Origin of the sequence: Companilactobacillus musae, assembly GCF_003967595.1 — a bacterium.
In the GTDB taxonomy this organism is placed as follows: Bacteria; Bacillota; Bacilli; order Lactobacillales; family Lactobacillaceae; genus Companilactobacillus; species Companilactobacillus musae.
In genome coordinates, this window is sequence record NZ_BIFW01000009.1 from 66,820 (window position 1) to 93,195 (window position 26,376).

The 26,376-nt window shown below is 35.0% G+C and carries 24 protein-coding genes; 20 read left to right on the plus strand and 4 right to left on the minus strand.

All coding sequences use genetic code 11. From position 1 onward, the window contains the following. Positions 1 to 6 precede the first annotated feature (6 nt). The 3 genes from LAB100_RS09855 to LAB100_RS09865 all read right to left on the minus strand — a co-directional run bounded on the left by LAB100_RS09855 (position 7) and on the right by LAB100_RS09865 (position 2,774). Positions 7 to 651 (minus strand): copper homeostasis protein CutC, encoded by a 645-nt coding sequence (locus LAB100_RS09855; RefSeq protein ID WP_119327432.1) that lies wholly within the window; start codon positions 649 to 651, stop codon positions 7 to 9. A gap of 230 nt (positions 652 to 881) precedes the next feature. Then, positions 882 to 1,721: an undecaprenyl-diphosphate phosphatase gene (locus tag LAB100_RS09860; protein WP_119327358.1), complete on the minus strand. Its 840-nt coding sequence runs from the start codon at positions 1,719 to 1,721 to the stop codon at positions 882 to 884. Between the two features lie 33 nt (positions 1,722 to 1,754). Continuing rightward, positions 1,755 to 2,774, minus strand: a complete 1,020-nt coding sequence (locus LAB100_RS09865; protein ID WP_119327359.1) for a lactonase family protein — start codon at positions 2,772 to 2,774, stop codon at positions 1,755 to 1,757. A gap of 75 nt (positions 2,775 to 2,849) precedes the next feature. Between LAB100_RS09865 and LAB100_RS09870 the strand changes: the two genes are divergently transcribed. The 14 genes from LAB100_RS09870 to LAB100_RS09935 all read left to right on the plus strand — a co-directional run bounded on the left by LAB100_RS09870 (position 2,850) and on the right by LAB100_RS09935 (position 18,086). After that, complete coding sequence (locus LAB100_RS09870) at positions 2,850 to 4,058, plus strand: AI-2E family transporter (RefSeq protein ID WP_119327360.1); 1,209 nt, start codon at positions 2,850 to 2,852, stop codon at positions 4,056 to 4,058. A 186-nt stretch (positions 4,059 to 4,244) separates the two neighbouring features. Further along, positions 4,245 to 4,754 (plus strand): tRNA (uridine(34)/cytosine(34)/5-carboxymethylaminomethyluridine(34)-2'-O)-methyltransferase TrmL, encoded by a 510-nt coding sequence (trmL, locus tag LAB100_RS09875; RefSeq protein WP_119327361.1) that lies wholly within the window; start codon positions 4,245 to 4,247, stop codon positions 4,752 to 4,754. A gap of 10 nt (positions 4,755 to 4,764) precedes the next feature. Continuing rightward, on the plus strand, positions 4,765 to 5,208 hold the full coding sequence (locus LAB100_RS09880; RefSeq protein WP_119327362.1) for a DUF1149 family protein: 444 nt from the start codon (positions 4,765 to 4,767) through the stop codon (positions 5,206 to 5,208). 82 nt (positions 5,209 to 5,290) lie between these two features. Then, entirely contained in the window at positions 5,291 to 7,678 is a 2,388-nt protein-coding gene (locus LAB100_RS09885; protein WP_119327363.1) for a DNA translocase FtsK, read from the plus strand. Beyond that, positions 7,675 to 8,949: an EF-P 5-aminopentanol modification-associated protein YfmF gene (gene yfmF, locus LAB100_RS09890; protein WP_119327364.1), complete on the plus strand. Its 1,275-nt coding sequence runs from the start codon at positions 7,675 to 7,677 to the stop codon at positions 8,947 to 8,949. Before LAB100_RS09885 ends, yfmF begins: the two co-directional genes overlap by 4 nt. 1 nt (position 8,950) lies before the next feature. Then, entirely contained in the window at positions 8,951 to 10,189 is a 1,239-nt protein-coding gene (gene yfmH, locus LAB100_RS09895) for an EF-P 5-aminopentanol modification-associated protein YfmH (protein WP_119327365.1), read from the plus strand. A gap of 3 nt (positions 10,190 to 10,192) precedes the next feature. Continuing rightward, positions 10,193 to 10,915, plus strand: coding sequence for an elongation factor P 5-aminopentanone reductase (ymfI, locus tag LAB100_RS09900; protein ID WP_119327366.1), 723 nt, complete (start codon positions 10,193 to 10,195; stop codon positions 10,913 to 10,915). Positions 10,916 to 10,980: 65 nt separating this feature from the next. After that, a complete protein-coding gene (locus LAB100_RS09905; protein ID WP_119327367.1) occupies positions 10,981 to 11,826 on the plus strand; it encodes a helix-turn-helix domain-containing protein in 846 nt (281 codons plus the stop codon). 81 nt (positions 11,827 to 11,907) lie between these two features. Further along, a complete protein-coding gene (pgsA, locus tag LAB100_RS09910) occupies positions 11,908 to 12,492 on the plus strand; it encodes a CDP-diacylglycerol--glycerol-3-phosphate 3-phosphatidyltransferase (protein WP_119327368.1) in 585 nt (194 codons plus the stop codon). A gap of 23 nt (positions 12,493 to 12,515) precedes the next feature. Further along, positions 12,516 to 13,058 (plus strand): CinA family protein, encoded by a 543-nt coding sequence (locus LAB100_RS09915; RefSeq protein WP_119327369.1) that lies wholly within the window; start codon positions 12,516 to 12,518, stop codon positions 13,056 to 13,058. 88 nt (positions 13,059 to 13,146) lie between these two features. Next, positions 13,147 to 14,253, plus strand: coding sequence for a recombinase RecA (gene recA, locus LAB100_RS09920; RefSeq protein WP_119327370.1), 1,107 nt, complete (start codon positions 13,147 to 13,149; stop codon positions 14,251 to 14,253). A gap of 149 nt (positions 14,254 to 14,402) precedes the next feature. After that, positions 14,403 to 15,968 (plus strand): ribonuclease Y, encoded by a 1,566-nt coding sequence (gene rny / locus LAB100_RS09925; RefSeq protein ID WP_119327371.1) that lies wholly within the window; start codon positions 14,403 to 14,405, stop codon positions 15,966 to 15,968. 117 nt (positions 15,969 to 16,085) lie between these two features. Next, positions 16,086 to 17,171: a glycosyltransferase family 4 protein gene (locus LAB100_RS09930; RefSeq protein ID WP_162894269.1), complete on the plus strand. Its 1,086-nt coding sequence runs from the start codon at positions 16,086 to 16,088 to the stop codon at positions 17,169 to 17,171. Positions 17,172 to 17,312: 141 nt separating this feature from the next. Further along, positions 17,313 to 18,086, plus strand: a complete 774-nt coding sequence (locus LAB100_RS09935) for a helix-turn-helix transcriptional regulator (RefSeq protein ID WP_119327373.1) — start codon at positions 17,313 to 17,315, stop codon at positions 18,084 to 18,086. A 36-nt stretch (positions 18,087 to 18,122) separates the two neighbouring features. Here LAB100_RS09935 and LAB100_RS09940 read toward each other — a convergent pair whose 3' ends face one another. Next, a complete protein-coding gene (locus tag LAB100_RS09940) occupies positions 18,123 to 18,761 on the minus strand; it encodes a YigZ family protein (RefSeq protein WP_119327374.1) in 639 nt (212 codons plus the stop codon). A 29-nt stretch (positions 18,762 to 18,790) separates the two neighbouring features. On the opposite strand from LAB100_RS09940, the gene LAB100_RS09945 reads away from it, so the two are divergent. From LAB100_RS09945 to LAB100_RS09970, 6 genes are all read left to right on the plus strand, one after another. Further along, positions 18,791 to 20,101: a DEAD/DEAH box helicase family protein gene (locus LAB100_RS09945; protein WP_119327375.1), complete on the plus strand. Its 1,311-nt coding sequence runs from the start codon at positions 18,791 to 18,793 to the stop codon at positions 20,099 to 20,101. 293 nt (positions 20,102 to 20,394) lie between these two features. Next, positions 20,395 to 20,778, plus strand: coding sequence for a ComF family protein (locus LAB100_RS11720; protein ID WP_246001334.1), 384 nt, complete (start codon positions 20,395 to 20,397; stop codon positions 20,776 to 20,778). Positions 20,779 to 20,875: 97 nt separating this feature from the next. Further along, a complete protein-coding gene (gene hpf / locus LAB100_RS09955) occupies positions 20,876 to 21,424 on the plus strand; it encodes a ribosome hibernation-promoting factor, HPF/YfiA family (RefSeq protein WP_119327377.1) in 549 nt (182 codons plus the stop codon). A 772-nt stretch (positions 21,425 to 22,196) separates the two neighbouring features. Then, positions 22,197 to 24,557 (plus strand): preprotein translocase subunit SecA, encoded by a 2,361-nt coding sequence (gene secA, locus LAB100_RS09960; RefSeq protein WP_119327379.1) that lies wholly within the window; start codon positions 22,197 to 22,199, stop codon positions 24,555 to 24,557. 41 nt (positions 24,558 to 24,598) lie between these two features. Further along, a protein-coding gene (gene prfB, locus LAB100_RS09965) for a peptide chain release factor 2 (RefSeq protein ID WP_119327380.1) occupies positions 24,599 to 25,709 on the plus strand; the annotation gives its coding sequence in 2 pieces (ribosomal slippage) (positions 24,599 to 24,670 and positions 24,672 to 25,709; 1,110 coding nt in all). Beyond that, a complete protein-coding gene (locus LAB100_RS09970; RefSeq protein WP_119327381.1) occupies positions 25,709 to 26,374 on the plus strand; it encodes a response regulator transcription factor in 666 nt (221 codons plus the stop codon). The genes prfB and LAB100_RS09970 overlap by 1 nt, the downstream gene beginning before the upstream one ends. The last annotated feature ends 2 nt before the right edge of the window (positions 26,375 to 26,376 follow it).

Consider the following 26,376-nt stretch of genomic DNA (forward strand, 5'->3'; position numbering starts at 1 on the left):
CTTTTTTTAGTTATTAATACCGTCAATAATCTTAGTGCCATGTAGTTCTTTGACGCTAAGCTTTTCAGCAATCTCATCTACATTTTGATAGTTAATACCGCCACCAGGTAAAATAACGATTCTACCGTCAGCGTAATCAATGTACTTTTTGATGTTATCGAGCGTTTGATCAATTGGTGTTGTAAGTGGTCCACCGTGTGTCAAGATACGATCGACATCGTGGTCAACCAACCAGTCAATTGCATCTTTTTTATTATCCTCAGCTAAGGCATCAAAAGCCATATGGAAAACAATTTGCATACCACTTGAAGCGGCAATCAATTCTTCCATGGCGTCTTCATCCAATTCGCCATCTTGAGTCAAAGCACCAAAAGCGACACCATCGACACCTAGTTTTTGAGCTTCAAAAAGATCAGCTTCCATCATCTTGATTTCAAGATCGTTGTAAACAAAGTCACCGCCACGTGGACGAATCATTTCAATAACCGGAATAGATTTTTCTTGAAGATACTTAGTGGTTTCAGTTAAGACACCTAAACTAGGCGTAGTACCACCGACAGCTAGATTGTCATTTAGTTCAATACGATTAGCACCCTTTAGAACAGCGGTGGGAATCTTAGTAAAGTTTTCTACTGCAACTTCTTTATAAATAATTTTCAGCCCCTCTTTATTAATGTGTCTATATTCTAACAATTTTGAAACAAAAAAGAACATCTTTATTGTTCTAATTATAATTGAAAATAAATAGCATCTGTTAAGATTTCAAAGTATATAAAAAATATACATGAATCATCTTAATAGATGCTAATTTTGAATTTAATTTAGCAAATCGACGGATATACAAGCCCAAGTTCTTTGCTAGGACGATATCCTTAAATAAACTAAGCCATGATTGATTTGAAACCGAAGTAAGCAATAACGATGATTGCTAAGATAATTCGATACCAACCAAAGGCTTTGAAATCATTACGCTTGATGTAGTCTAGCAAGAATTTAATTGATGCGTAGGCCACGATAAATGATACAAGCGTACCAACGAGAAGAATTATTGTTTGATCTCCAGTAAAGCTATTACCATGTTTGAAGTATTTAAAGATCTTCAATAGACTGGCACCAAACATAGTAGGAATGGCTAAGAAGAATGAGAATTCAGTAGCAACGAATCTAGAAGTACCGACTGTCATACCACCTAAGATAGTTGCACCGGAACGTGATGTACCAGGAACTAATGATAAGACTTGGAAAAGTCCAATTTGAAAGGCAGTTTTGTAAGAAAGGCTTTCAAGATCGGCTGTTTGAGGTTGCTTGTTCTTGAGCCAATTTTCAACAACGATGAATAAAATACCATAGATTAATAATGTAGCTGAGATAACTTGCCAGCTAGTTAGGTGTTTATCCATCCAATCGTTTAGTGGAAGTCCGATAATTACTGAAGGCAAGATGGCAACGATGACTTTGAACCAAATACTCCAAGTTTGTTTTTTCTCAACTTGATTCTTTTTAGGTGAGAAAGGATTCAACTTATGGAAGTAAATAAGGATAACGGCCAAAATCGCTCCGAATTGAATAACTACCATGAACATGTTGATAAAAGCTGTTGGTTCATTTAACTTAACGAATTCATCAGCTAAATACAAATGTCCAGTTGAACTAATTGGTAGAAATTCAGTAAAACCTTCAATAATACCAAGAATGATGGTTTTAATAATTTCAATGAACATAATTAATAATTATTCTCCTGATTAAATTTGGAACTAGATAAAGTGTACACAAGTACACTCAGGAATGGAAATATTATTTCCCAAATTAGTTAATATTCCCTTGTTAGGGTTACGTTTGAAAATAGCTACATCATCGGTATCTTGATTAGCAGCAATGACGTATTTTTCTGATGGATCAATGTCGAAATCACGTGGTCCTTTGCCATTAGTAGATGTAGTGTTGATTTTCTTGAGACGGTCGCCATTTTTATCAACGCTAAATGTAGCAATAGTGTTAGCACCACGAGTTGAAGCATATAAGAATTTACCGTCTTTACTAATACGAATAGCTGCTGTGGTATTTTTTTGCTCATCTTTGGCAGCGTCAACTTCATCAACCAAAGTTAGGCCAGCAGTTTCTGAATCATATTCCATTACTAATACCTTTGATGATAATTCGCAGGCAACGTAGGCGTATGGCTTAGTTGGATGAAATACTAAATGTCTAGGAGCATAGCCAGCTGGAGCAATATAATTGTTCATCAATTTTGGTTCTTTAGGATCTTCAATATCATAAATATAGATTCGATCAGCACCATAATCACAGATAATCAACTTTCCATCTGGAGTTAGTGCGCTGTAATGAGGCTTAGATTGGTCTTGTTCGATTCTTGGACCATGACCTTCAAATTTAACTTCAGAATAATGTTCGATTTTGCCATCGGTAGTTAAATGATCGATTTTAACCTTGCTAAGATGAAAATAAGCACTGAAAATCAAATTGCGACTAGGATCGAATTTAACATAAGAAGGAGAAGTTTCTTCTGAAAAATCTTCGTCCAATAATTGTGGCTTTTCACCACTGATATCGTAGACAACGATACCGCCACGATCATCTTTTTTTGCTAAAGCAATCAATTTTAAGTCGTTTGTTACATCAATATAGGTAGGTCCGTTGACTTCTACCAATACTTTGGGTGTAGATAATTTACCATTGTCTGAATCAAATTCGGCTGAATAAACGCCTTGACCAGTCTTTTTGGTGTATCCACTAAAGAGAACCTTTTCAATCATTACAATTCCTCCAAATAATGTATAGTATTATAATATACAGTATAATCTTAGTAAAAAATTTTTGGGGAGCAGTTTATGAAAGAAACACCGGAAGGAAAAAAGAGTTGGTTTTACAAATGGTTCTTAAATAATCAACTAACGGTGATTTTAATTAACATTTTTTTGTTATTTTTGATTATTTTCTTATTTTCTAAAATAAGTTTTGTTTTCAGTCCACTTAGTCAGATTTTGGGGATTACAATGCCACCAGTCATTCTGGCGTTGGTGTTATATTATTTGATCAATCCCTTGATCAATGTTTTGGAAAGTAAGTTTCATGTTAATCGGATCATCTCAATTACATTTGTTTTCATCATTATTTTGGCATTATTAATTTGGGGAGTAATGTCCTTGATTCCCTTTGTTCAAAGTCAAATTGATTCCCTAGTCAAGAATTGGCCACAGTACTGGAATTCTTTGAATAAGAGTTTACAAAATATGTTTTCAGATCCTAAATTACATATTTTCAAGGAACGTTTAATACAAACAAATGCTAGTGTAACTAAGAGTTTTGAAAAGTCGATGGATCAGATTTTACCACAAACAATGAATAATATTAGTTCAGCTGTCAGTGTTTTGACTAATGTAGTAGTAATTTTAATGACGGCACCGTTCATCTTATTTTTTATGTTAAAGGACGATAAGAAATTCAAAGAATCAGTGATCAAATTTATGCCTGATCGTTTAAAGAAATCCGTCGGAGACATGTTATCAGAAATTAGTCAGTCTTTGAGTTCTTACATTACAGGGCAGCTAACGGTTGCTTTTTGGGTTGCAGTAATGTTTTTTGTTGGGTATTTGATTATTGGCCAACGGTACGCTTTGATTTTGGGTATCGTAGCTGGAATTTTAAATTTGATTCCTTATATTGGTTCGACCTTAGCTTTGATTCCATCGTTAGTTATTGCGGCTTTCATAGCACCATCAATGGTTCTTAAAGTTTTGATAGTTTTTGTGGTAGAGCAGACTGTAGAAACGCGTGTGATATCACCAATTATTGTTGGTAATAAGATGCAGATGCATCCTGTTACAACGATTCTAGTATTGTTGGTATCAGCTGGAATGTATGGTCTAATCGGTATGATTGCTGGTATTCCAATTTTTGCCATTTTAAAAATTATTTTTACCAGAATTTTTAATTGGTTCAAACGTAATTCGAGTTGGTACAGTGAGGAAGAGTTATTAGAGGATAATACAGAGGAGTTAGAAAAAGATACTGATTCTTCAGAAAAAATTCATAAATAATTCAATTTTTTATTGTCTAGACCGGGCATATCGTATATAATGTTCTTTGAGTTTTGTGGTTATTTGTTTTTCTCAGAAGCGATTTTGACAAAAGCAAGTAAACAAGAGGCTATACTAGCGCATGTCCTTGCTGTGGTTTTCACCGAGGGTATGCGCTTTTTTGTTAATATAAAGGAGAAATAATAAATGACTAATCATATTGCACTTTATGAACCATTAATGCCAGCCAATACTGGTAACATTGCTAGAACTTGCGCTGGTACTAACACTAAATTACACTTGATTCGTCCATTAGGTTTTAATACTGACGATGCTCATATGAAACGTGCTGGCTTGGATTATTGGAATAAGGTCGATATAACTTATCATGATAATCTAGATGAATTTCTCAAGTCTATTCCAGATGATAAGTATTTATATTTGATTACTAAGTTCTCTGATAAGATATATAGTGATCAGGATTTTAGTGATACATCAGTTGATCATTATTTCTTGTTTGGTAAGGAAACAACTGGATTACCAGAAGACTTTATGCGTCGTAACCCAGAAAAATGTCTTCGTATTCCTATGAGTGACAATATTCGTGCGTTGAATTTATCAAATAGTGCTGCCTTGGTTATTTATGAGGCTGTTAGACAACAACATTTTGCGGGTCTAGAATTAAGTCATCATTATGAACACGATAAATTAGATTAGGAGAGATACTATGAAAATTAATAAAGGTGTAGTTACCGTACAATCATTTCATTACGATGTAGAGGCTCCAACAGCTGATGAAAAGACAGATTTAAATATTAATATTGAACATCCTGATTTGAAAGATGAGAATGGTCAACCATTAAATGAAGATGAAGGTAAGGTTTTACAAGTCGTTGTTCCTTTTGAAATTCATATGAAGGATGCTCCCTTCAAGGTATCTGGTTTGATTGGTCAAGTTGTTCAGCCAGTTGGTTTTCAAGGCGAGGTTCAAGATTTAGATGCTAAACAGGTTCAACAATTATCACGACCCGTTGTAGAATATATTGAAACTTTGACATATCAAGTAACAGCCGTTACATTGAATCACGGTGTTTCATTGAATTTTACTAATAATGCAGAAATAAAGCCTAATCAAGCGATGAATGATTTAAAAGATAAAGAAGATAAGTAAACAGTCCAGTAGGGCTGTTTTTTTTAAGGTTCAAAAAAGGTATAATTTTAGATGATTACTTTTAAATTCATGTGAGGTACTTATGGTTAAAAAAAGGGCAAGTTCAAAGCCTAGAAAGAGTAAAAAAACGGTTGATAATTCTCGACTGATTAGATCATTAGTCAGTTTAGTTTGGATAATCCTTTCAATTTTAGGACTTTTCAAGTTTGGAATTGTTGGTAAAACTTTCGATAATCTTTATCGAATTTTAGTAGGGGATAGTTATCCAGTTCTATTAATTATCAGTATTGTTGTGGCGGCAGTTATTATTGCGACTGGGCGAATACCCGTTATGACGCCTAAACGAAATTTTGGATTCCTATTTATTTATTTAGGAACATTGATTATATTGCATGGAATTTTCTTCTCCAGCATGTCGCTTTATCATAATTATAATTTAGTTACTTGGAATACTTTGGCTGCTGATATGACACAAGTGTCAGTTGATGGTTCAGTTGGTGGAGGAATGATTGGCTCTTATCTTTATAGTTTCTTTATGCCAATGTTTTCAACAGTTGGTACTTATTTTGTTACAGCTTTAATAATTTTTATCGGAGTTTTGATGATGTTAAACGTTACGATGAAACAAGTATCTATCGTAACGACGGATATTTTAGTTTATCTAAAGCATTTGGCTATTAAAATCAAAGACGTTATTTCAGGACATTACAATAATTATGTAGATCAAAAAGTTAATGAGAAAAAAGAACGCCCTAAAACAGTTACTCCTATACCAGAAGTTAAACGTGATGAAGATAAAACTCAAGATGGCTTTAATAGTTTTATGACACCCAAAGCACAGCCAAAAGAAGATTTTCAAATTGAAGGAGCTCCAACTTTATCTTCTAAAGTTCAACCTGAGAGGGAGGATAAAACAGCTGAGGTGGTATCTAAACCTTATGGTATTGATGGAACTAAGGATAAAGACTTACCAGATCCAATCAGTACTAAAAAATCGGAAGTTACTAATAATGATGATGGATATGAATTACCAACTACTGATCTATTGAAACAGGTTCCACAAACAGATCAGACTTCTGAAGTTCATTTAATAGAGGAGAATAAGGATAAACTTCGCCAAACGTTTAAAAGTTTTGGAGTTGACGTTGAAGTCAAAAAGGCTAGTCTAGGACCTACTATTACTAAGTATGAAGTACAACCGGCAGTCGGTGTTAAGGTAAGTAAGATAGTAAATTTGGCTGATGATTTGGCCTTAGCTTTGGCAGCTAAAGATATTCGTATTGAGGCACCTATACCTGGTAAACCATTTGTTGGTATTGAGGTTCCCAATAAGACCATTTCAACAGTTTCATTTAGAGATATTACTGAGAATCAAAAAGATAAGACACATCCGTTGGTAGTGCCATTGGGTAAAGATGTTTCAGGAAATATCATTGAAGCCAATATTACTAAAATGCCCCATTTATTGATTGCTGGTTCAACTGGTAGTGGTAAATCGGTTGCTATTAATACTATTATTACTGGTATCTTGATGAAAGCTAAGCCTAATGAGGTTAAGTTGATACTGATTGATCCCAAAATGGTTGAGTTGAATGTTTATAATGGGATTCCGCAATTATTAATTCCCGTTGTTACCGACGCCAGAAGAGCTGCTGGAGCTTTGCAAAAAGCTGTTAAGGAAATGGAACGTCGTTATAAATTATTTGCTGAAACAAGTCATCGTAATATTGGCGAATATAACGATGATGTTGATGAATTTAATAAAACTGCTAGTGATGAAGATCAAATGGAACGTTTGCCTTATATCGTCGTTATAGTAGATGAATTATCTGATTTAATGATGGTGGCTGGACACGAAGTTGAAGCTGCTATTGTCCGTTTAGCACAGATGGCACGTGCGGCTGGGTTACATATTATAATTGCAACTCAACGTCCTTCAGTTGATGTTATTACTGGTTTGATCAAGGCTAATATTCCTTCAAGAATTGCTTTTGCTGTATCTAGTGGGGTCGATTCTAGAACAATTCTCGATTCCGTTGGTGCTGAGAAGCTTTTGGGACGAGGAGATATGCTCTTTCAACCAATTGGTAAAAGTAAACCGGTAAGACTACAAGGTGCTTATATTTCTGAATCCGAAGTTGAGAATGTTGTTAAGTTCGTTAGCAACCAACAATCAGCCGATTATGACGAAGACATGATACCGACTGATGTAGAAGAAGGAACTTCAGATTCTGATAAACCAGAAGATGAGTATTGGGACGATGCGGTTGAAATGATTGTTAAAGGACAATCTGCCAGCGTTTCTATGCTTCAAAGAAGATTTGCTATCGGTTATAATCGAGCTGCAAGAATGGTTGATGAAATGGAAAATAGAGGGATTGTTGGTCCTTCTGAAGGTAGTAAGCCACGTAAGGTCTTAATTACTCCCGAACAACTAGAAACAATTAAAAAAAATCAGGTGAAAAATTGAGAAAAACATTAGCAAAGAATATTTTCTTAAATATTAATCCAATTAAAAAATTTCGAACTATTAAAATTCAAGTAGATTTTTTACGTCCGTTACATAAAGAAGAAACAACTAGTCGTCGTCTTTTGGCAAATGTTATGTCGAATTCGACTAAAGATTATCCCAGTTTTCAAGCGATAAATGACCGTGAAATGGAGCTCTATGGTTCAGAGATAAATGTCTTTACGCGCAATCTATTGAATTTTAATGATTTGGCCTTTAGTGTTGAATTTGCTGATCCTAGTTTCTTAATTGATGGTCAGACACAAGTTAAGGATAATTTGGATCTTTTGGGTGAAATAATCTTTAAACCCAATTTGGAAGGTAAAAGGTTTGATGAGACTGCTTTTGAAACTGAAAAAAGAAATTTGATGTCTAATTTGGTTTCGATTCAAGATAATCAAGATTTGGTCAGTTCCTTAGGACTAGCAAAATTGATCTATCAAAATAATCCAGATCGTCAAGTACCTATCTTTGGGAATATTGAGCAGCTCAATGATTTGACTAATGAGAAATTATTAGCAGTTTATCAGGATGTTATTAAAAATGATTCGATCGTGATTAATGTTGTTGGAAATGTTAATGAAGAAGAATTTCTTCAAGCACTACAAGCTAGTGATTTTTATCAAGAAATGAGTAATGATCGAACTGATCTACAGATTAAGTTTGACCGATTTGAAGAATTGATCAAAAAGCCGGCTATTCAAATTGATCATAAACATTTAAATCAAAGTCGAATTGCTTTGGCATATGCAACAGAGGGTGTTTCAAAGAAATTTAATCGTCTAGCTCCGCAGATAATGAATTTGATTTTAGGTGGCGATGATCAGTCACAATTGTTCCAACAAGTGAGAGAAAAAAATAGCTTGGCATACTCAGTTTCTAGTACCTATCAACCGCTTAGCCATTTAATGATGATTCAAGCAGGTTTGGATTCTGATTCAGTTAATAAAGCAATGGACTTAATTGATCAACAAATTGATTTTATTAAACAAGGCAAGTTTACTGATGAGCAAGTGAAGCATGCGCAAAAAGTAATGTTGACGCGTCGTAAAATTGCGACTGATTCAATTCAATACTATATAATGCAAAGTATTTGGCAAACAGTTTATCCTAAGACACTTCTAAATGATGAACAGTTCCAAGCTGAATTGGAGAACATGGATCGAACACATATAGCGAGCGTGGCTCAAAACTTACATGCCATTGCTCAGTATCAATTGATTGGAGATTAGTATGACGGAAAAATTAGTAAAACAGACCAAAACATTAGGTAATGGTTTTCAAATTAGTGTCGTACCGATGACTGGATTTAATCAAGTTTATGGTGTTGCCATGGCTAACTTTGGGTCAGTAGATACACGTACAGAAAAGGGACTTTTACCTTCAGGGATTGCTCATTTTATTGAACATAAGTTATTTGCTAAACCAGGATATGATGTTTCTGAGAAATTTGCCAAATATGGGGCTAATTCTAATGCCTATACGAGTTATACTAAGACGGCTTATCTTTTTCAGACCTTAGAAAATCCTTATGATAATTTAAAAGTACTATTAGATCTGATTCAGAATCCTTATTTTACAGAGGAAAATGTAGCATCTGAAAGAGGCATTATTGACCAAGAGATTCAAATGTATTTGGATATGCCCGAATGGGTTTTGGAACAAAGAATTTTAGGTCAGCTTTATCCTAATGATCCAATTGCTGAAGATATTGCTGGATCGAGTAAGTCTTTACAACAGATCAATCGTGATAACTTATTAACAACATATCAACAGAATTATCGTCCCGACAATATGGATCTAGTTGTGGTTGGTGATGTTGATTTTGAAAAAATTGAAAATATTGTTGGAAATTCTGATTTTCATCCAATTGCAACACCGTTGAAAAAAGCTTTTAATCAATTTCAACCGATCGGTCAAGGTGGTCAAGAGTCAATGGATATTAGTCAGGCTCGATCAGCTTTTGGAATTAGAATTGATACGAAAATGACGGGATATGACTTAGTTAAAAAACAATTTGAACTGAACATGATTATGGAAACATTAATTGGTGAATCGTCAACTAATTACCAAGAAATGAGCCGCTTGAATTTAATTGATGATAGTTTTTCTTATAATGTTGTTGCAGAAAATAACTATTGTTTTATCATTATTAGTGGGTCGACTAATAATCCTGAAAAATTTCAAGAATATTTACTCAATCATCTTTCTTATAAAACTTTAAAAGAAGTCTTATCGGATGCTAAATTTGAACGTATTAAACGTGATGCAATTGGTTCTTACTTATTTGCACAAAATTCTCCAGAAGCGATTGCTAATCAAATGGCTGAATTGTATTTTTATGATGTTGATTATTTACAATTGATTCATATGATCGATTCCATTAAGAAGGATGATGTTTTAGAAATATCTGAGAAATTCTTAAAAGATAATAATTGTACCTACTACAATCTTTTACCAAATAGGAAGTAAGATATGTACGCATTAGTTATGGGAAGTTCCGGTGATATTGGAACGAGTAGTGCTAAGAAATTGGCAGAAAAAGGCTGGTCGTTGTACCTGCACTATAATCGCAATCGAGAGCGAATCGAAAAGTTACGAACAGAGCTTGTAGAAAAATATCCTAAACAAGACTTCATACCAATAAAATTTGATATGGAACATGACAAAGTTGAAGATCTAACCAAACAAATCTTTGGATTAGATGCAATTGTTTTTGCTCAAGGAAATACCTATTATAAGTTGCTGGTCGATATTTCTGAATCAGAAATTGATTCTTTATGGAATATACATGTTAAATTGCCAATTTTGATTTTGAAACAATTACAGGATAAGTTAGCGAATACCCATCATGGACGAGTAGTTTTCATTGGTTCAATCTATGGAAAAATTGGTTCTGCAATGGAAGTGGTATACAGTACCGTTAAGGGAGCTATGTCCTCGTTTGCAGATGCATATGCTAAGGAAGTAGCTTCATTAGGTATTTCTGTGAATGTTGTTGCTCCCGGGGCAGTGAATACCAAGATGAATACTCAAGAATTTTCGAATGAAGATTTGGAAAGCGTTCGAGATGAGATCCCAGCTGACAGGCTGGCAAATCCCGATGAGATTGCTGATTTAGTCAGTTATCTTGTTAATATTGAATCAAATTATCTAACCGGACAAACGATATATTTTGCTGGTGGCTGGTTGTTATAGGTACGCTAGTAGTTAGATAATAATATATGTTATACTTAGAAAAATTAGTTAATCGGTGGTAAATAATGGACGAAATTGGCCAAAAGTTAAGAAATGCACGTATTAAAAAAGGATATACAATCGATGATTTGCAACAAATCACAAAGATTCAAAAGAGATATTTGATTGCAATCGAAGAAGGTCAATTTGATCATCTTCCTGGTGATTTTTATGTTCGAGCTTTTATTAAGCAATATTCTGATGCCGTTGGAATTTCAAGCGATGATCTGTTGGAAGAATATAAAGCAGAGATTCCTAATTCTCAACCAACTCAAGAAGCAAAGCCCGAAGAAACTAAAACAAGAACAATCAAGGAAGAATCAAATTCATTCCTTTCAAATCTAGGTAACTATATTCCTCAAATTGTAGTAGGAATTATTATTTTGGTTATCATTGGCGTAATTGCCTTTGGTATGGTTCATCGTAATCAAAGTGCTTCAAGTGTAACTATTCCAAAGGAAAATACAACACAGACAACCAAAAAGTCTTCTAAGAAGAAAACTCCTAAAAAGGCTAAGACTGAGGAAAAAACTGAGACTAAAGCGACTGGTGCTACAGTTAAGGAATCTGATACAACAGGTACTTACACTATTACTAATGCTCCATCAGATGGTGTGAAGGTAGTAGTTGAAGGTAATGACGGTCAAGCTTGGATTCAATTTAGTGAAGGCTCAAATACTACTTGGCAACAGGCCTTGAGTGCTAATGAAAAGAAGTCAACAACAGTACCTAGTGATACAACAACATTTACAGTACAAACTGGTAATGTTAAAAATACTAAGATTACAATCGATGGTAAGTCGGTTGATCTATCTAAGTCTCAAAGTGGTAGTACAATCGTTAAAACTTTGACATTTAATATTGAAAAATAAAATAATGGTGTCTAATCTTAAAAGGGGTAGACACCATTATTTTGTCAGTATAGTAATTATTTATTTTTGGAGGAAATTTAAATGGTTTGGAATGTACCAAATAAATTAACAATGCTTCGTATTATTTTGATTCCGGTATTTATTATTTTATTAGCCTTTAATTGGACTAATCTGGGAGATATTTATGTTGCCAATGATTTGATTCCTATGAATCATGTTTTAGCAACGGTCGTCTTTATTATTGCTTCTCTAACTGATCTATTGGACGGTAAGATTGCTCGAAAGTATCACTTAGTGTCTAATTTTGGTAAATTTGCTGATACTTTAGCTGATAAGATGTTAGTTATGACAGCTTTTATTTTCTTAGTAAGTTTTAAAATGGCTCCAGCATGGGTCGTAGCTATTATTGTTTGTCGTGAACTAGCTGTAACTGGTTTGAGAACGATTGTTTTAGAAGTTGGTGGCAAAGTAATGGCAGCACAAATGCCCGGTAAGATTAAAACTACAACACAAATGTTGGCAATTATTTTCTTATTAATGCATAACATTTTCTTCTCCGCTATCAATATTCCGATTGGAGAAATCTTCTTATATATTTGTTTGATTTTCACTATTTACTCTGGTGCTGATTATTTCTATCAAAGTAGAGAAATTTTCAAATCTTAATACGTAATTTGAAAGAGAGAACAATGACTGATAAAGTAGCTGATTTTTTTAAAATAATTGAACAAGCAGACTATGAACAAGGTATTCCTAATGATTGGCAAGAATTTCCTAAACAGGTTGTTGAAAAGTTAAAACAAAAGCATCTTAAGATAACTGCTGCTGAAAGTTTAACAGCGGGGATGTTTCAAGCAAAAGTAGCCTCTATTCCTGGAGCATCAAATGTTTTTGATGGCGGATTTGTAACTTATGCTGATGAGGTTAAGATTCAACTATTGGGTATGGATCCTAATTTGATTGAAAAGTATACTGTTGTTAGTTCTCCAGTTGCTTTTGCGATGGCTAAACTATCAGCAGAGAAATTGACGGCCGATATTGGTGTTGGTTTTACTGGTGTTGCTGGTCCTGATCCTTTGGAGGGCAATCCTGTTGGAACAGTTTTTATCAGCGCTTATAACGCTACAAATAATGAAAAGATCGTCAAAGAATTTCATTTTTCAGGCTCTAGACAAGCAATTCGTGAAAAGTCAGTTCTTTGTGGCTTTGTTCTCGTTCAAGAAATAATATAACGAACAAACATTTGTTCGCTTTTTTCTTGCTTTTTTGGTGAATTACTAATAATATATCTAGTGATGAATGCATTAGGAGGAAAGCAATTTGGCTAAAGATGAACGACAAAAGGCTTTAGACGTAGCCTTAAAAAAGATTGAAAAGGATTTTGGTAAAGGTGCCATTATGAGAATGGGTGATGATCTCAACACTCAAATCTCAACTGTTTCTACTGGTTCTTTAGCCCTTGATAACGCTCTTGGTGTTGGTGGCTTTCCACGTGGAAGAATCGTTGAAATCTATGGACCTGAAAGTTCTGGTAAAACAACTGTAGCTTTGCATGCTGTTGCTGAAGTACAAAAGCAAGGTGGTACAGCTGCTTATATTGATGCTGAAAATGCGATGGATCCTGCCTATGCAACTGCTTTGGGTGTAAATATTGATGACTTATTGCTATCACAACCTGATACTGGTGAACAGGGTCTTGAAATTGCAGACGCTTTGGTATCTAGTGGTGCCGTTGATATTGTTGTTGTTGATTCCGTTGCCGCCTTGGTTCCACGTGCTGAAATCGAAGGTGACATGGGGGATTCCCATGTTGGTCTACAAGCAAGATTGATGTCACAGGCTTTGCGTAAGTTGTCTGGTTCTATTAATAAAACTAAGACAATTGCTTTGTTTATTAATCAAATTCGTGAAAAAGTTGGTATCATGTTCGGTAACCCTGAAACAACTCCTGGTGGCCGTGCTTTGAAGTTCTATTCTACAATCAGACTAGAAGTGCGTCGTGCTGAACAAATTAAAGACGGTACTGATGTAATTGGTAACCGTACTAAGATTAAAGTTGTAAAGAACAAGGTTGCGCCACCATTTAAGATTGCCTTGGTTGATATCATGTATGGTCATGGTATTTCTCAAACTGGTGAATTAGTAGATATGGCGGTTGATAAGGATATTATCGACAAATCAGGATCATGGTATTCATACGGTGATGAGCGTATCGGTCAAGGACGAGAGAATGCTAAGACTTATTTGGCAGAAAATCCTGAGAAGATGGAAGAAATTAAGCAAAAAGTTCGTGCTGCTTATGGTATGGATGGAAAACCTGAAGATGAAGAAGATTCATCTGATGATGATAAATCTGAGAAACCAGATGCAAAAGACGCCGATAATATTGACTTAAATCTTGATTCTGATAAAAAAGATACGAAATAAAAAGAAAAAAGAGACCAATTGTGTCTCTTTTTTTCTTTTTATTTGGTTGACAGGTCATATTTATTCTATAATATTAAGTTGTATGTAAATAAACTGTAACATGTAGTTTTACAAACAAATTTTTTAAAAGCAAATATGGAGGTGATGGCATGTATCCTGCTATCATAACCTTCTCTTTCGCTCTAGTAACATTAATCGTAGGTGTTCTTTTCGGATATGCTCTCTGTAAAGATGCCTATGAGAAGAAACTTTCACAAGCCAAGCAAACTGCTGAAGATATTGTTTCAGACGCCAAGAAGGCCGCTAAGTCCTTGAAAAAGGAAACTTTACTTGAGGCCAAAGATGAAGTTCATCGTTATCGCGAAAAGCAAGAGGATGAATTGAAAGAACGTCGTAAAGATATTCAGAAACAAGAGAATAGAGTTCTCGAAAGACAAGACATTTTGGATAAAAAAGACCAATCGCTTGAAAAGCGTGAGGAAAATATCGAGAATAACGAGAACAATATCTCAGCACGACAACATAAACTTGATGAAAAAGATAAACAATTGACTGATACTCTTAAAGAACAGCAAGCGGAGCTGGTAAGAGTAAGTAATTTAACTCGTGAACAAGCAAGAAAGATCATTCTTGATAAATTAAATAAAGAATTGGTCCATGAACGTGCCAAAATGATTAAAGAAAGTGATGAACAAGCTAAGCAAAGCGCTGATAAAGATGCTAAAGCTTTGATTGTCGCTGCAATCCAAAGAAGTGCAGCTGATACTGTTTCAGAATCAACTGTTACTACCGTTACATTGCCTAATGAAGATATGAAGGGCAGAATTATTGGTCGTGAGGGTAGAAACATTCGTACTATTGAAGCTCTAACAGGTGTTGATTTGATTATTGATGATACTCCTGAAGCTGTGGCTCTTAGTGCTTATGATCCTGTCAGAAGAGAAATCGCTCGAATGGCTTTGGAGAAATTGATTGAAGACGGCCGTATCCATCCAGCACGTATTGAAGAGATGGTCGACAAGTCTAGAAAAGAAATGGATGATCATATTCGTGAAGTTGGTGAACAAACTGTTTATAGTTTGGGAATTAGCTCGGTCAATCCAGATTTGATCAAGATCATTGGACGCATGGAATATCGTACGAGTTACGGTCAAAATGTTTTGAATCACTCAATTGAGGTGGCTAAATTATCCGCTGTAATGGCTGCTGAGATGGGTGAAGATGTTATGCTAGCAAAACGAGCAGGTTTATTACACGATATCGGTAAAGCTATCGATCGTGAAGTGGACGGATCACACGTAGAAATAGGTGTTGATATTGCCACTAAGTATAAAGAACCAGAAGTAGTTATTAATACAATTGCTTCACATCATGGGGATGTGGAACCAACATCGCTCATTGCAACAATTGTTGCTGCAGCTGATGCTATTTCGGCATCACGTCCTGGAGCAAGATCTGAGTCGATGGAGAACTATATTCATCGTCTTGAAAAGTTGGAAGCAATCGCCAACAAGCATGAAGGCGTTGATCATAGTTATGCAATTCAAGCTGGTCATGAAATTCGTGTTATGGTTAAACCAGAACAGATTTCTGATGATCAAGCTGCAATTTTAGCTCGTGATATGAAAGGTGAGATTGAAGAGAACCTTGAGTATCCAGGTCATATTAAAGTTACAGTTGTTCGTGAAATTAGAAAAGTTGAATTAGCAAAATAATTATTAAGGGGGCGTATCTTATTGATATGCTCTTTTTTAATTTCTTTTTGGAATAGGCTATAGGTATTGTATAATTGTTCTATTAATGGAAAGTGAGTTTTTCTAAATATGTCGGGTATGTTTAGTGTAATAGTAAAGTTATTTTTAACAATGATAATATCGGCGGCGATAACTCCCTTTGTAGTTAAGTTAGCCTATATTTTGGGAGCAGTTGATAAACCTAATGCTCGTCGTGTAAATATTAAGCCGATGCCTACAATGGGTGGATTGGCTATTTTTCTGGCATTTAATTTTTCAACTTTTGTCTTGTTGCGTGAACAATTCCCAACACATGAGTTGTTCAGTGTCTTCTTAGCTGAATGTATTATTATTTTAACGGGTATTATTGATGATATTCGTGAGCTGTCTCCCAAAGCTAAATTAGCGGGGATATTTGCGGCTTCATTAGTTATTTATTTCCTAGCGGGAATTAGAATGAATCAAGTAACCTTGCCGATTATTGGATCGTTCGAATTAGGCTGGTGGAGTTTCCCAATTACGATTATTTGGATCATTGCGATTACTAATGCGGTTAATTTAATTGATGGATTGGATGGTCTAGCGACAGGGGTTTCAATTATTGCCTTATTTACAATGGGTATTATGGCGTACTTCTTCTTGAATTGGACTAATGTTTATGTTGCAATTTGGATTTTTGTTTTAGTAGCAGCGTTAATGGGCTTCTTACCCCACAATTTCCATCCTGCCAGTATTTTCCTAGGAGATACAGGATCGCTCTTTATTGGTTTTATGATGGCTATATTCTCTTTGAAGGGATTGAAGAACGTTACTTTTGTGACGCTTTTAATGCCTGTGGTCATTATGGGGGTTCCAATTACTGATACGGTTTATGCTATCTTAAGAAGATTGCTGAATAAAAAACCAATTATGCAAGCTGATAAACATCATTTGCATCATAGATTGATGCAATTAGGTCTATCACATCGTCAAACAGTTTTAGTTATATATGGTTTGTCATTAGTGTTTGCCTTTATTGCTTTGCTATATCCATTATCAACTCTTTGGGGTAGTATTTTATTGACAATCGGAGTATTGATTGGACTGGAATTATTTATTGAATCAATTGGTCTGTTGGGTGACAATCGCCAGCCATTATTGAAAGCAATTCAAAAATTTGTTAAGCGATTAGAAAAGAAAGATTAAGCAAGTGCCGTTATAGCGCCTGCTTTTTTTGTACTTAGATTTAATTCTACAATTGATAGATAACCAATCTATTGAGTTCCACATTTGAAGGATGGTATATATATCACATCACCTTTTAAATTAAATTCGAGGAGAAAAGAAATGGAACTATGTGAACAATTGAAGAAATATCGTAAACAGAATAATTTAACCCAAAGGGATTTAGCATTGAAGTTAAATGTTTCAGATAAGACAATTTCAAGTTGGGAAACTGGAAGAACTTATCCAGATATTTCTTTGTTAATAAATCTTAGTTCTATTTTAAAAGTATCCTTAGATGAATTTTTAAAGGGAGATACTGGAACAGTGGAAAAGATTGATAAGGATTTAAGGCTGAAGAAGATATATAAAAGATGGCTCATTAGTGTGATTACCATTTTCGTTGCGATTGGTGGAGGATTTATTTTTTTGTCTAAATATCAATATGAAAATGAAACAGTCGATCGGTTTAATCCTTTACTGCAGACTAAAGTGGGTTATGCTGCATTGCCGACTGAGGAAAATGCTAAAGACTCGGATTATTCCAAGGTATTAGTCGATTCAAAGAAAAAGAAATATAAGAAGACTTTAGGAAGTCCATATAAGCATATGGTCGTAACTGATGACGCTTGGGGTAAATCTTTGTATTTGAACTTTTATGGTGGTCTTGCTCCAAGGGATAAAGGTTATGCAATGGTTGAACATAAGGGAATTTACGTTTCTCGAATTAATTTTGTAGACTGGGAAACAATTCCCAAGTCAATTAGGAATAGTATGTTCAAAGATTATTCGAAGTATCGAGACATGTATGAGATGGAAAAGAATGCACCCAAAATGCCGGCATTTAAAGGTTATAAAGAACCTAAAGTGTTTACAGTGATGACAGGGACATACTAAAAAATGACACCTTCCAGATTTTGGAAGGTGCCATTTTTAATTTGCTTCAACTGGTACTTGTTTATAAGTTTTTTCAGTTTCTTTTAACGTAATTTGATTTTGGAAAAGATCTTTAATATTTTGAACTACTTTCTTTGAGTTATCCAAGTCCAGGTAGATATCACACTTAACATCTGCAGTAAATTGTTTATTTTCTAAAGTGATCTTTTCATTGCGGGCATAGTTTTCAAATTTATCGAACATATGATAAGGAATCGTCAATTCATAACCTTGTTGAATCCGATTTTCGGCTAAGCCGATTTCTTTCACAGCTTCAGCAGTAGTAGAGGAGTAGGCTCTGATCAGTCCACCGGCTCCAAGCTTGATACCGCCAAAGTATCTAGTCACCACAACAGTCACATTTTGGAGGTCTTGTTGCTGTAAGACGTTGAGGATGGGAGAGCCTGCAGTACCACTTGGTTCGCCATCATCAGACATTCGTTCTATCTTAACATTTTCCATGACAATAAAAGCGGTACAGTTATGAGTTGCTCCGGATTCTTGTTGACGAATTTTTTCGATGAATTCATTAGCTTCGGCTTCAGAAAATGTTTGAGCAATATGAGCAATGAAACGTGATTTTTTGATGTCTTTTTCATGGCTGCCAGTTTTGGCAATTGTTTTATAATTTTGCAAAAAAATATCTCCTTTACGTAATTTTATTCATGATTAAAATTAATGAATATTTAGGTGGCCGGATTTTTAACACCGTAGACTTAGCTTATGATGAAATCAATTATCTCAAAAATTGTGGCGGAAAAATAGTTCCAGCAACTTTTAAGAAAGATAATAAACTATTTTGTCGTCGTTGTCTTATGGAACTAAAACCATTAACCAAGAATCTGAAGTATTGTCGTAGTTGTATTAATTTAGGAAAAATACAAGCCAGTGATCAATTGCTTATTACATCATCAGACGTACTATATCCAATACAGCAAAGCTATTTGTCCTGGAGTGGGGAATTAACAGTAATTCAACAAAAAGGGGTTAGAGAGCTTCTGATGGCTTTTAAGAAAAAGCAAGATCATCTTATTTGGGCTGTAACCGGCGCTGGAAAAACAGAAATGATTTTCCCATTGATAGAGCAAGCCTTGTTGAACAAACAACGAATTGCCATTTGTTCGCCAAGAGTAGACGTTTGTATTGAATTATTTCCACGTTTACAAAAGGTTTTCCCAACAACTACCATAGGATTATTTCATGGAAAAAGTGATGAAAAATACCATTTGACCCAAATTATGATAGCAACAGTTCATCAGTTGATTAGATTTGAAGAAGCTTTTGATGTTTTGATTATCGATGAGGTTGATTCTTATCCTTTAGCTGGAAATCAAATGCTACATCAAGCTATCAAAAAATCTCGTAAGAAAAGTGGCATGATTGTTTATTTGTCGGCAACTCCGCCTAAAGAATTATTGTTCAAAGTGAAAAAACAACAAATAACAATGACTAAATTGTATCAAAGATTCCATAGACATCCTTTACCAGAGCCTCAATGTCGTTTGCTATTAAAAGAAATTAATTTTTTAGGAGTCAATCCACGTTTGAGAATTCATCTACGTAAACTTATAAAAAATCATCAGCGATTTATGTTGTTTTTCCCACAAATACCTATAATGAAATCATTTGCTCAAGAATTGAAAAATTTATATCCAAAATTAACCTTTGTTGATGTCAGTTCCAAGGACAAGGAACGATTGACAAAGGTACAACAGTTTAGGGATAAAAAGGTTCAAGCAATTTTAACGACGACGATCCTTGAGCGTGGGGTGACTTTTAAAAAAATTTCAGTGATTGTTTTGGATGCCGATGCCAAAGAGTTTTCTAAAACATCGTTGATTCAAATTGCCGGTCGAGCAGGAAGGGGCAAGGATTCATATGATGATCCGGTGTATTTTTATTATCGATACTATAATCGACAGATTCATTTAGCATGTGCTGAGATCAGCTATTTGAATCAACAAGCAAAAAAATGAAATGTTTAAATTGTGGCAACCCCATTACAAATAATTTGAAAATTAAAGAAATATTTTTATTTAAAGAAATTATTCCAAGTTATATATGCAATTTATGTCGAGAACAGTTAGCGCCGTTGAAAGGGCATAATAATTGTCCACGATGTCAAAAACCTGATGTTGGAGAAATTTGTGCCGATTGTCTTATGTGGGAAGAAAAATATCAAATTATTAATTGCCATCAGTCTTTGTTTGAGTATAATCAATTCATACACAGCTACTTCAAGCTGTATAAGAGATATGGAGATGTCTTATTGGCTCGTTTGTTCTACCAAGATATAAAGAGTTGGGCTTTAACAAATCAATTTGATGTTGTTACATATATTCCAGCTAGTCCAAGTCATTTACAAGCACGTGGTTTTGATCCAGTTTATGAATTGTATTCAGATATTTTTGATCTTGTGCCACTTTTGATAAAAAGTGATGCTGATAAACCTCAGGCTCAAAAAAATCGTTGGGAGAGATTACAGACGCCTCAGACTTTTTCTGCAATACCAGAGTTAACCGAGATTCAAAAAGATAAAAGAATTTTAATTCTAGATGACATTTATACAACTGGACGAACTTTGATGTATGCTCATGATATATTTCTAAGGGCTGGTTTCCAAAACATTTCCACATTTTCATTATCTAGGTAATGGAAACGTTGTCATATTGGCTTAAGAATATTATAATTGCATTAAAGAGATGTAAGAACACTCTTTAATTTCCTACTCGTCGGAAGGAGAGATTATTATGTTAACTATTAATGTACGTGGTGAAAATATTGAAGTAACTTCATCAATTCGCGAATATGTCGAAAAAAGAATTTCCAAGATGGAAAAGTATTTTAGTGATGAAAGCAACCCAATTGCTCATGTAAACTTGAAAACATACCCTTCAAAAGGTACAAAGGTTGAAGTAACGATTCCATTACCATATATCACACTAAGAGCCGAAGAGGTTAACGATGACTTGTATGCCGGAATTGATCTCGTGGTTGATAAACTAGAGAGACAAATCAAGAAGTTCAAGACTCGTGTAAATCGTAAGAGCCGTGAAAAAGGTAGTCTAAAAGATATTCCTTTGAATGATGTTAAGCCTGATGACACAGAAGAGGATAAGTCAGAAATCGTTAGAACAAAGCGTCTATCATTAAAGCCAATGGATGCTGAAGAGGCTGTTCTACAAATGGAAATGCTTGGCCATGAATTCTTCATCTTTGAAGATTCAGAAACAAACGGAGCCAGCATCGTATACAAACGTAACGATGGCAGATATGGCTTGATCGAAACAAACGAATAAAAGAGCAGGGCAAGCTCAAAATTGACTTGTGCAACTCATTTTAATATTATTGAACAATATAAAATTCCAATGTGATGACTGGCTAGTCGTTGCACTGGAATTTTTTTGTATGAGAAAAATTATTTATGGTTCTTACTCAAATTCAGTTATAACTAAAGTTAACTGAGTATGTTGAAGGATGCCGTCGTCCGTAAAATCTCTGTGGACGCTGGAACGTAGTGGGCACAGATTTGAGCTAATGAAATGCTGGCCTTGTCCTAAGTGGAATACCCACTAAGGACAATTTCACTACTGAGCGTCCACAGAGATTTCACTCCCGACTATTTTCTGATTTCTAGTGTTGTTAATTGAAGTTGCAGTATTTGGAATCATTTTGTGTCGATTGGTCTGTTTCAATTAATCAGATAAAAATTCATAATTTATATTATTTGGATTTGAAAATAACCAATTAGTAAAGTAATTCACTAGTCTGGAGCAACAAAGAAAATGAGTTCAGTAGAAGACCGAGCTTGAAGACTGTTGGCGAAGCTAAAAGGCTCCAAGTCGTGCCCACTACGTTCCAGCCCAATTTTCTTTGTTGTGGAGGACGGCAAACTTTCACTGTCTTCTACGCTAAAAGAAAGTTTTGTAAAGTATTCTTAACACAAAGATATGAAAAATGGTGTATCATTGTAACTCTGAAAGTCTGTTTAATTTATATTAAGTTTAAAAGTCTAAAAAAAAATGCTACTATTAAGAGTATGTTTATAACACTTAGGAGAGATATATTAATATGGCAAATCCACTAAGAAGATGGGTCGAAAGCGACAAAAGAGAAGTTAAACGTATGGGCAAGATTGCCGATAAGGTAGAGAGTTATGCTGATGAATACAGCAAGCTTTCTGATGAAGAACTTCAAGCTAAGACTCCACAATTTAAAGAAAGACTAGCTAAAGGTGAAACGCTTGATGATATTTTGCCTGAAGCTTTTGCTACAGCCCGTGAGGGTGCTAAAAGAGTTCTTGGATTATATCCATTTAGAGTGCAAATAATTGGTGGTATTACTTTACATGAAGGTAATATTGCTGAAATGAAAACTGGTGAAGGTAAAACTTTAACAGCTACATTGCCAGTTTATTTAAATGCCTTGGATGGACAAGGTGTTCACGTTGTTACAGTTAACGAATATCTATCTGGTCGTGATGCTAAACAAATGGGCGAATTGTATAACTGGTTAGGTCTTACAGTTGGCTTAAACATCAACAGCATGGATTCAGAAGAAAAACGTGCTGCCTATAATTGTGATATCACTTACTCAACTAACAGTGAGTTAGGTTTTGATTATTTGCGTGATAACATGGTTGTTTACAAAGAGCAAATGGTACAACGTCCACTTCACTTCGCAATTGTCGATGAAGTTGACTCCATTTTGATTGATGAGGCTAGAACACCTTTGATCATTTCAGGAGCTGCTGAAAAATCAACTGCAATGTACGTTCGTGCTGACCGTTTTGCTAAGACTTTGGAAAAAGATGATTACAAGATTGATTGGCCTACAAAGTCAATCAGTTTGACAGAAACAGGTATTAGAAAGGCTGAAGATTACTTTGGTCTTGATAACTTATACGATATTGATAATACTGTTTTGAATCACCATTTGGATCAGGCTTTGCGTGCTAACTACATTATGAGTTTGAACATTGATTATGTGGTTCAAGAAGGCGAAGTAAAGATCGTTGATCAATTTACTGGTCGTGTTATGGATGGTCGTCGTTACTCTGATGGACTACACCAAGCTATTGAAGCTAAAGAAGGTGTAGAGATCCAAGATGAAACTAAGACAATGGCTAACATTACTTACCAAAACTTCTTCCGTATGTATGACAAGTTATCTGGTATGACTGGTACTGCTAAGACTGAAGCCGAAGAATTTAGAGAAATCTACAACATGGAAGTTATTTCCATTCCAACTAACAAACCTGTTATCCGTAATGATAAGGATGATGTTTTGTATCCAACTTTGAAGAGTAAGTTTGCGGCAGTTGTTGAAGACATCAAACGTCGTCATGCAAAGGGCCAACCATTATTGGTTGGTACTGTGGCGGTTGAATCTTCAGAATACCTATCTAAGTTACTTGATAAGGAAGGCATTCCACATGCTGTCTTGAATGCTAAGAACCATGCTAAGGAAGCTGAAATTATTATGAATGCCGGCCAACGTGGTGCTGTAACTATTGCTACTAATATGGCTGGTCGTGGTACTGATATTAAACTTGGACCTGGTGTTAGAGAACTAGGTGGTTTATGTGTTCTAGGTACAGAACGTCATGAATCACGTCGTATTGATAATCAGCTTCGTGGACGTTCTGGTCGTCAAGGTGATCCTGGTGAAACACAATTTTACATGTCACTTGAGGATGATTTGATGAAGCGTTTTGGTTCTGAAAGAATCAAGCGTGTTCTTAAAACTTTGAAGATCGAAGATGACGACGCTGTTATTCAAAGTAAGATGATGACACGTCAAGTTGAATCAGCTCAAAAACGTGTTGAAGGTAATAACTACGATACTCGTAAGAATACTCTTCAATATGATGATGTTATGCGTGAACAACGTGAGGTCATTTATAAAGAAAGAAGAGAAGTCATCGATGAAGATAAAGATCTTGATCGTGTCTTGCTTCCAATGATCAAACGTACTATTAAGGCACAAGTTGATGTTCATACTCAAGGAAAAGAAGAAGATTGGGAACTTGAAGCTATTGCTGACTTTGCTAAGGCAGCCTTAGTTAATGAAAATCAACTCAGTGTTGTTGATTTACAACTTAAAACACCTGATGAGATTGTTAAGTATTTGATGGACTTTGTTAATAAGAATTATGAACAAAAGAAGGAACAACTTGGCGACCCTTCACAAATGCTAGAATTTGAAAAGGTTGTTATACTAAGAGTTGTTGATGAACATTGGACTGATCATATCGATGCTATGGATCAACTACGTCAATCAATTGGTCTACGTGGTTATGGACAATTGAATCCTTTGGTTGAGTATCAAGAAGAAGGATATCGTATGTTTGAAGAAATGGTTTCTGATATTGAATATGATGTTACAAGATTATTCATGAAGGCCGAAATCAGACAAAATATGGAAAGATAAAAGCGGGCCAACGGGCCTGCTTTTTTTATAAGGGTGATTACATGGAACTCGGAGAAATTAAAAATAAAATTTCCGACATGGAAAACAAAATAACTCAATTTAGGGGGTCTCTTTGACTTAGAGAACCTTGAAGAAAGCATTGCAGAAAATGAAGCTAGGATGACACAAAATGGTTTTTGGAATGATCATGAAAAGGCTCAAAAACTGATTGATGAAACTAATGGCTTAAAAGATAAATATGATAATTTCAAAGAATTGAGCGAAGGCTTAGAGAATCTACAAGTTTTGGTTGAGCTTTATCAAGAAGATCCTGAAGATGAATTAATGCAACAATTGGTAGACGATTCGTCAAAACTAGCTGACAAATTGAGATCTTATGAGTTAATGATGTTGTTGTCTGAACCATACGATACTCATAATGCTATTTTGGAAATTCATCCAGGTGCTGGTGGAACTGAATCTCAAGATTGGGGTTCGATGTTGTTGAGAATGTACCAAAGATGGGCAGATCAACACCGATTTTCAGTGGAAATTGAAGATTACCAACCGGGTGATGAGGCTGGGATCAAGAGTGTTTCAATAATGATTCGAGGCAAGAATGCTTATGGATTGTTACGCTCAGAACGTGGGGTTCACCGTTTAGTTAGAATTTCGCCATTTGATTCAGCTGGAAGACGTCATACTTCTTTTGCATCGATTGATGTAATGCCAGAGTTGGATGATAGTATTCATGTTGAAATCAATGATGATGATTTAAGGGTCGATGTTTTCAGATCATCAGGTGCTGGTGGTCAGCATATTAATAAAACTTCTTCTGCGGTTAGAATTACTCATTTACCAACAGGTATCGTCGTTAGTTCACAGGCACAACGTTCTCAACTTCAAAATAGAGAAACAGCTATGAATATGTTGAAGGCTAAATTGTTTCAAAGAGAGCAAGAAGAGCAGGCCAAAAAACATGCAGAGATTCAGGGAGAACAACTGGATATCGGTTGGGGTTCACAAATCCGTTCATATGTATTCCATCCATATACGATGGTCAAGGATCATCGCTCTAACTATTCAACTAGTAATGGTCAAGCGGTTATGGATGGCGATTTAGATCCATTTATTTATGCTTATCTTCAATGGAAATTACAAGGAGCAAAATAATGAAAAAGAAAATCTTAGTTGTCGATGACGAACCTTCGATTTTAGAACTTATAGAATACAACTTGGAGAATAATAATTATCAAGTTTCTACTGCAATTGATGGCCAAATGGCGTTAGATAAAGTCAGTACCGATGAGTTTGATTTAATGTTGTTAGATCAAATGTTGCCTAAACTTAGTGGAATTGAAGTTTTAAAGAAGATGCGCAAATCTGGAAATTTAACGCCGGTAATATTTTTAACGGCAGTAGATTCTGAGGATAACAAGATTGAGGGATTAATAAGTGGTGCTGACGATTATGTGACTAAACCGTTCAGTATTAAAGAACTTTTGGCCAGAATTGAAGTTGTTTTAAGACGTACTTCCAATCAAGTAAAAGAAAAGAACTTTCAACTTAATACCGATGTTAAGGGACTAATAATTGATGGCAAAGAAATACCTTTAACTAAAAAAGAGTATGAATTATTAGAGTTTTTGCTTAGAAACAAGGGAATCGTTGTTTCTAGAGAACAAATTTTTGATAATGTTTGGGGAATAAATTCTAATTCACAAATGCGAATGGTTGATATCCAAATTAGCCACCTCCGTGATAAAATTGAACAGGATACAAAGAACCCACAAATAATAAAAACCGTACATGGATTCGGTTATATTTTAGAGGTATGACG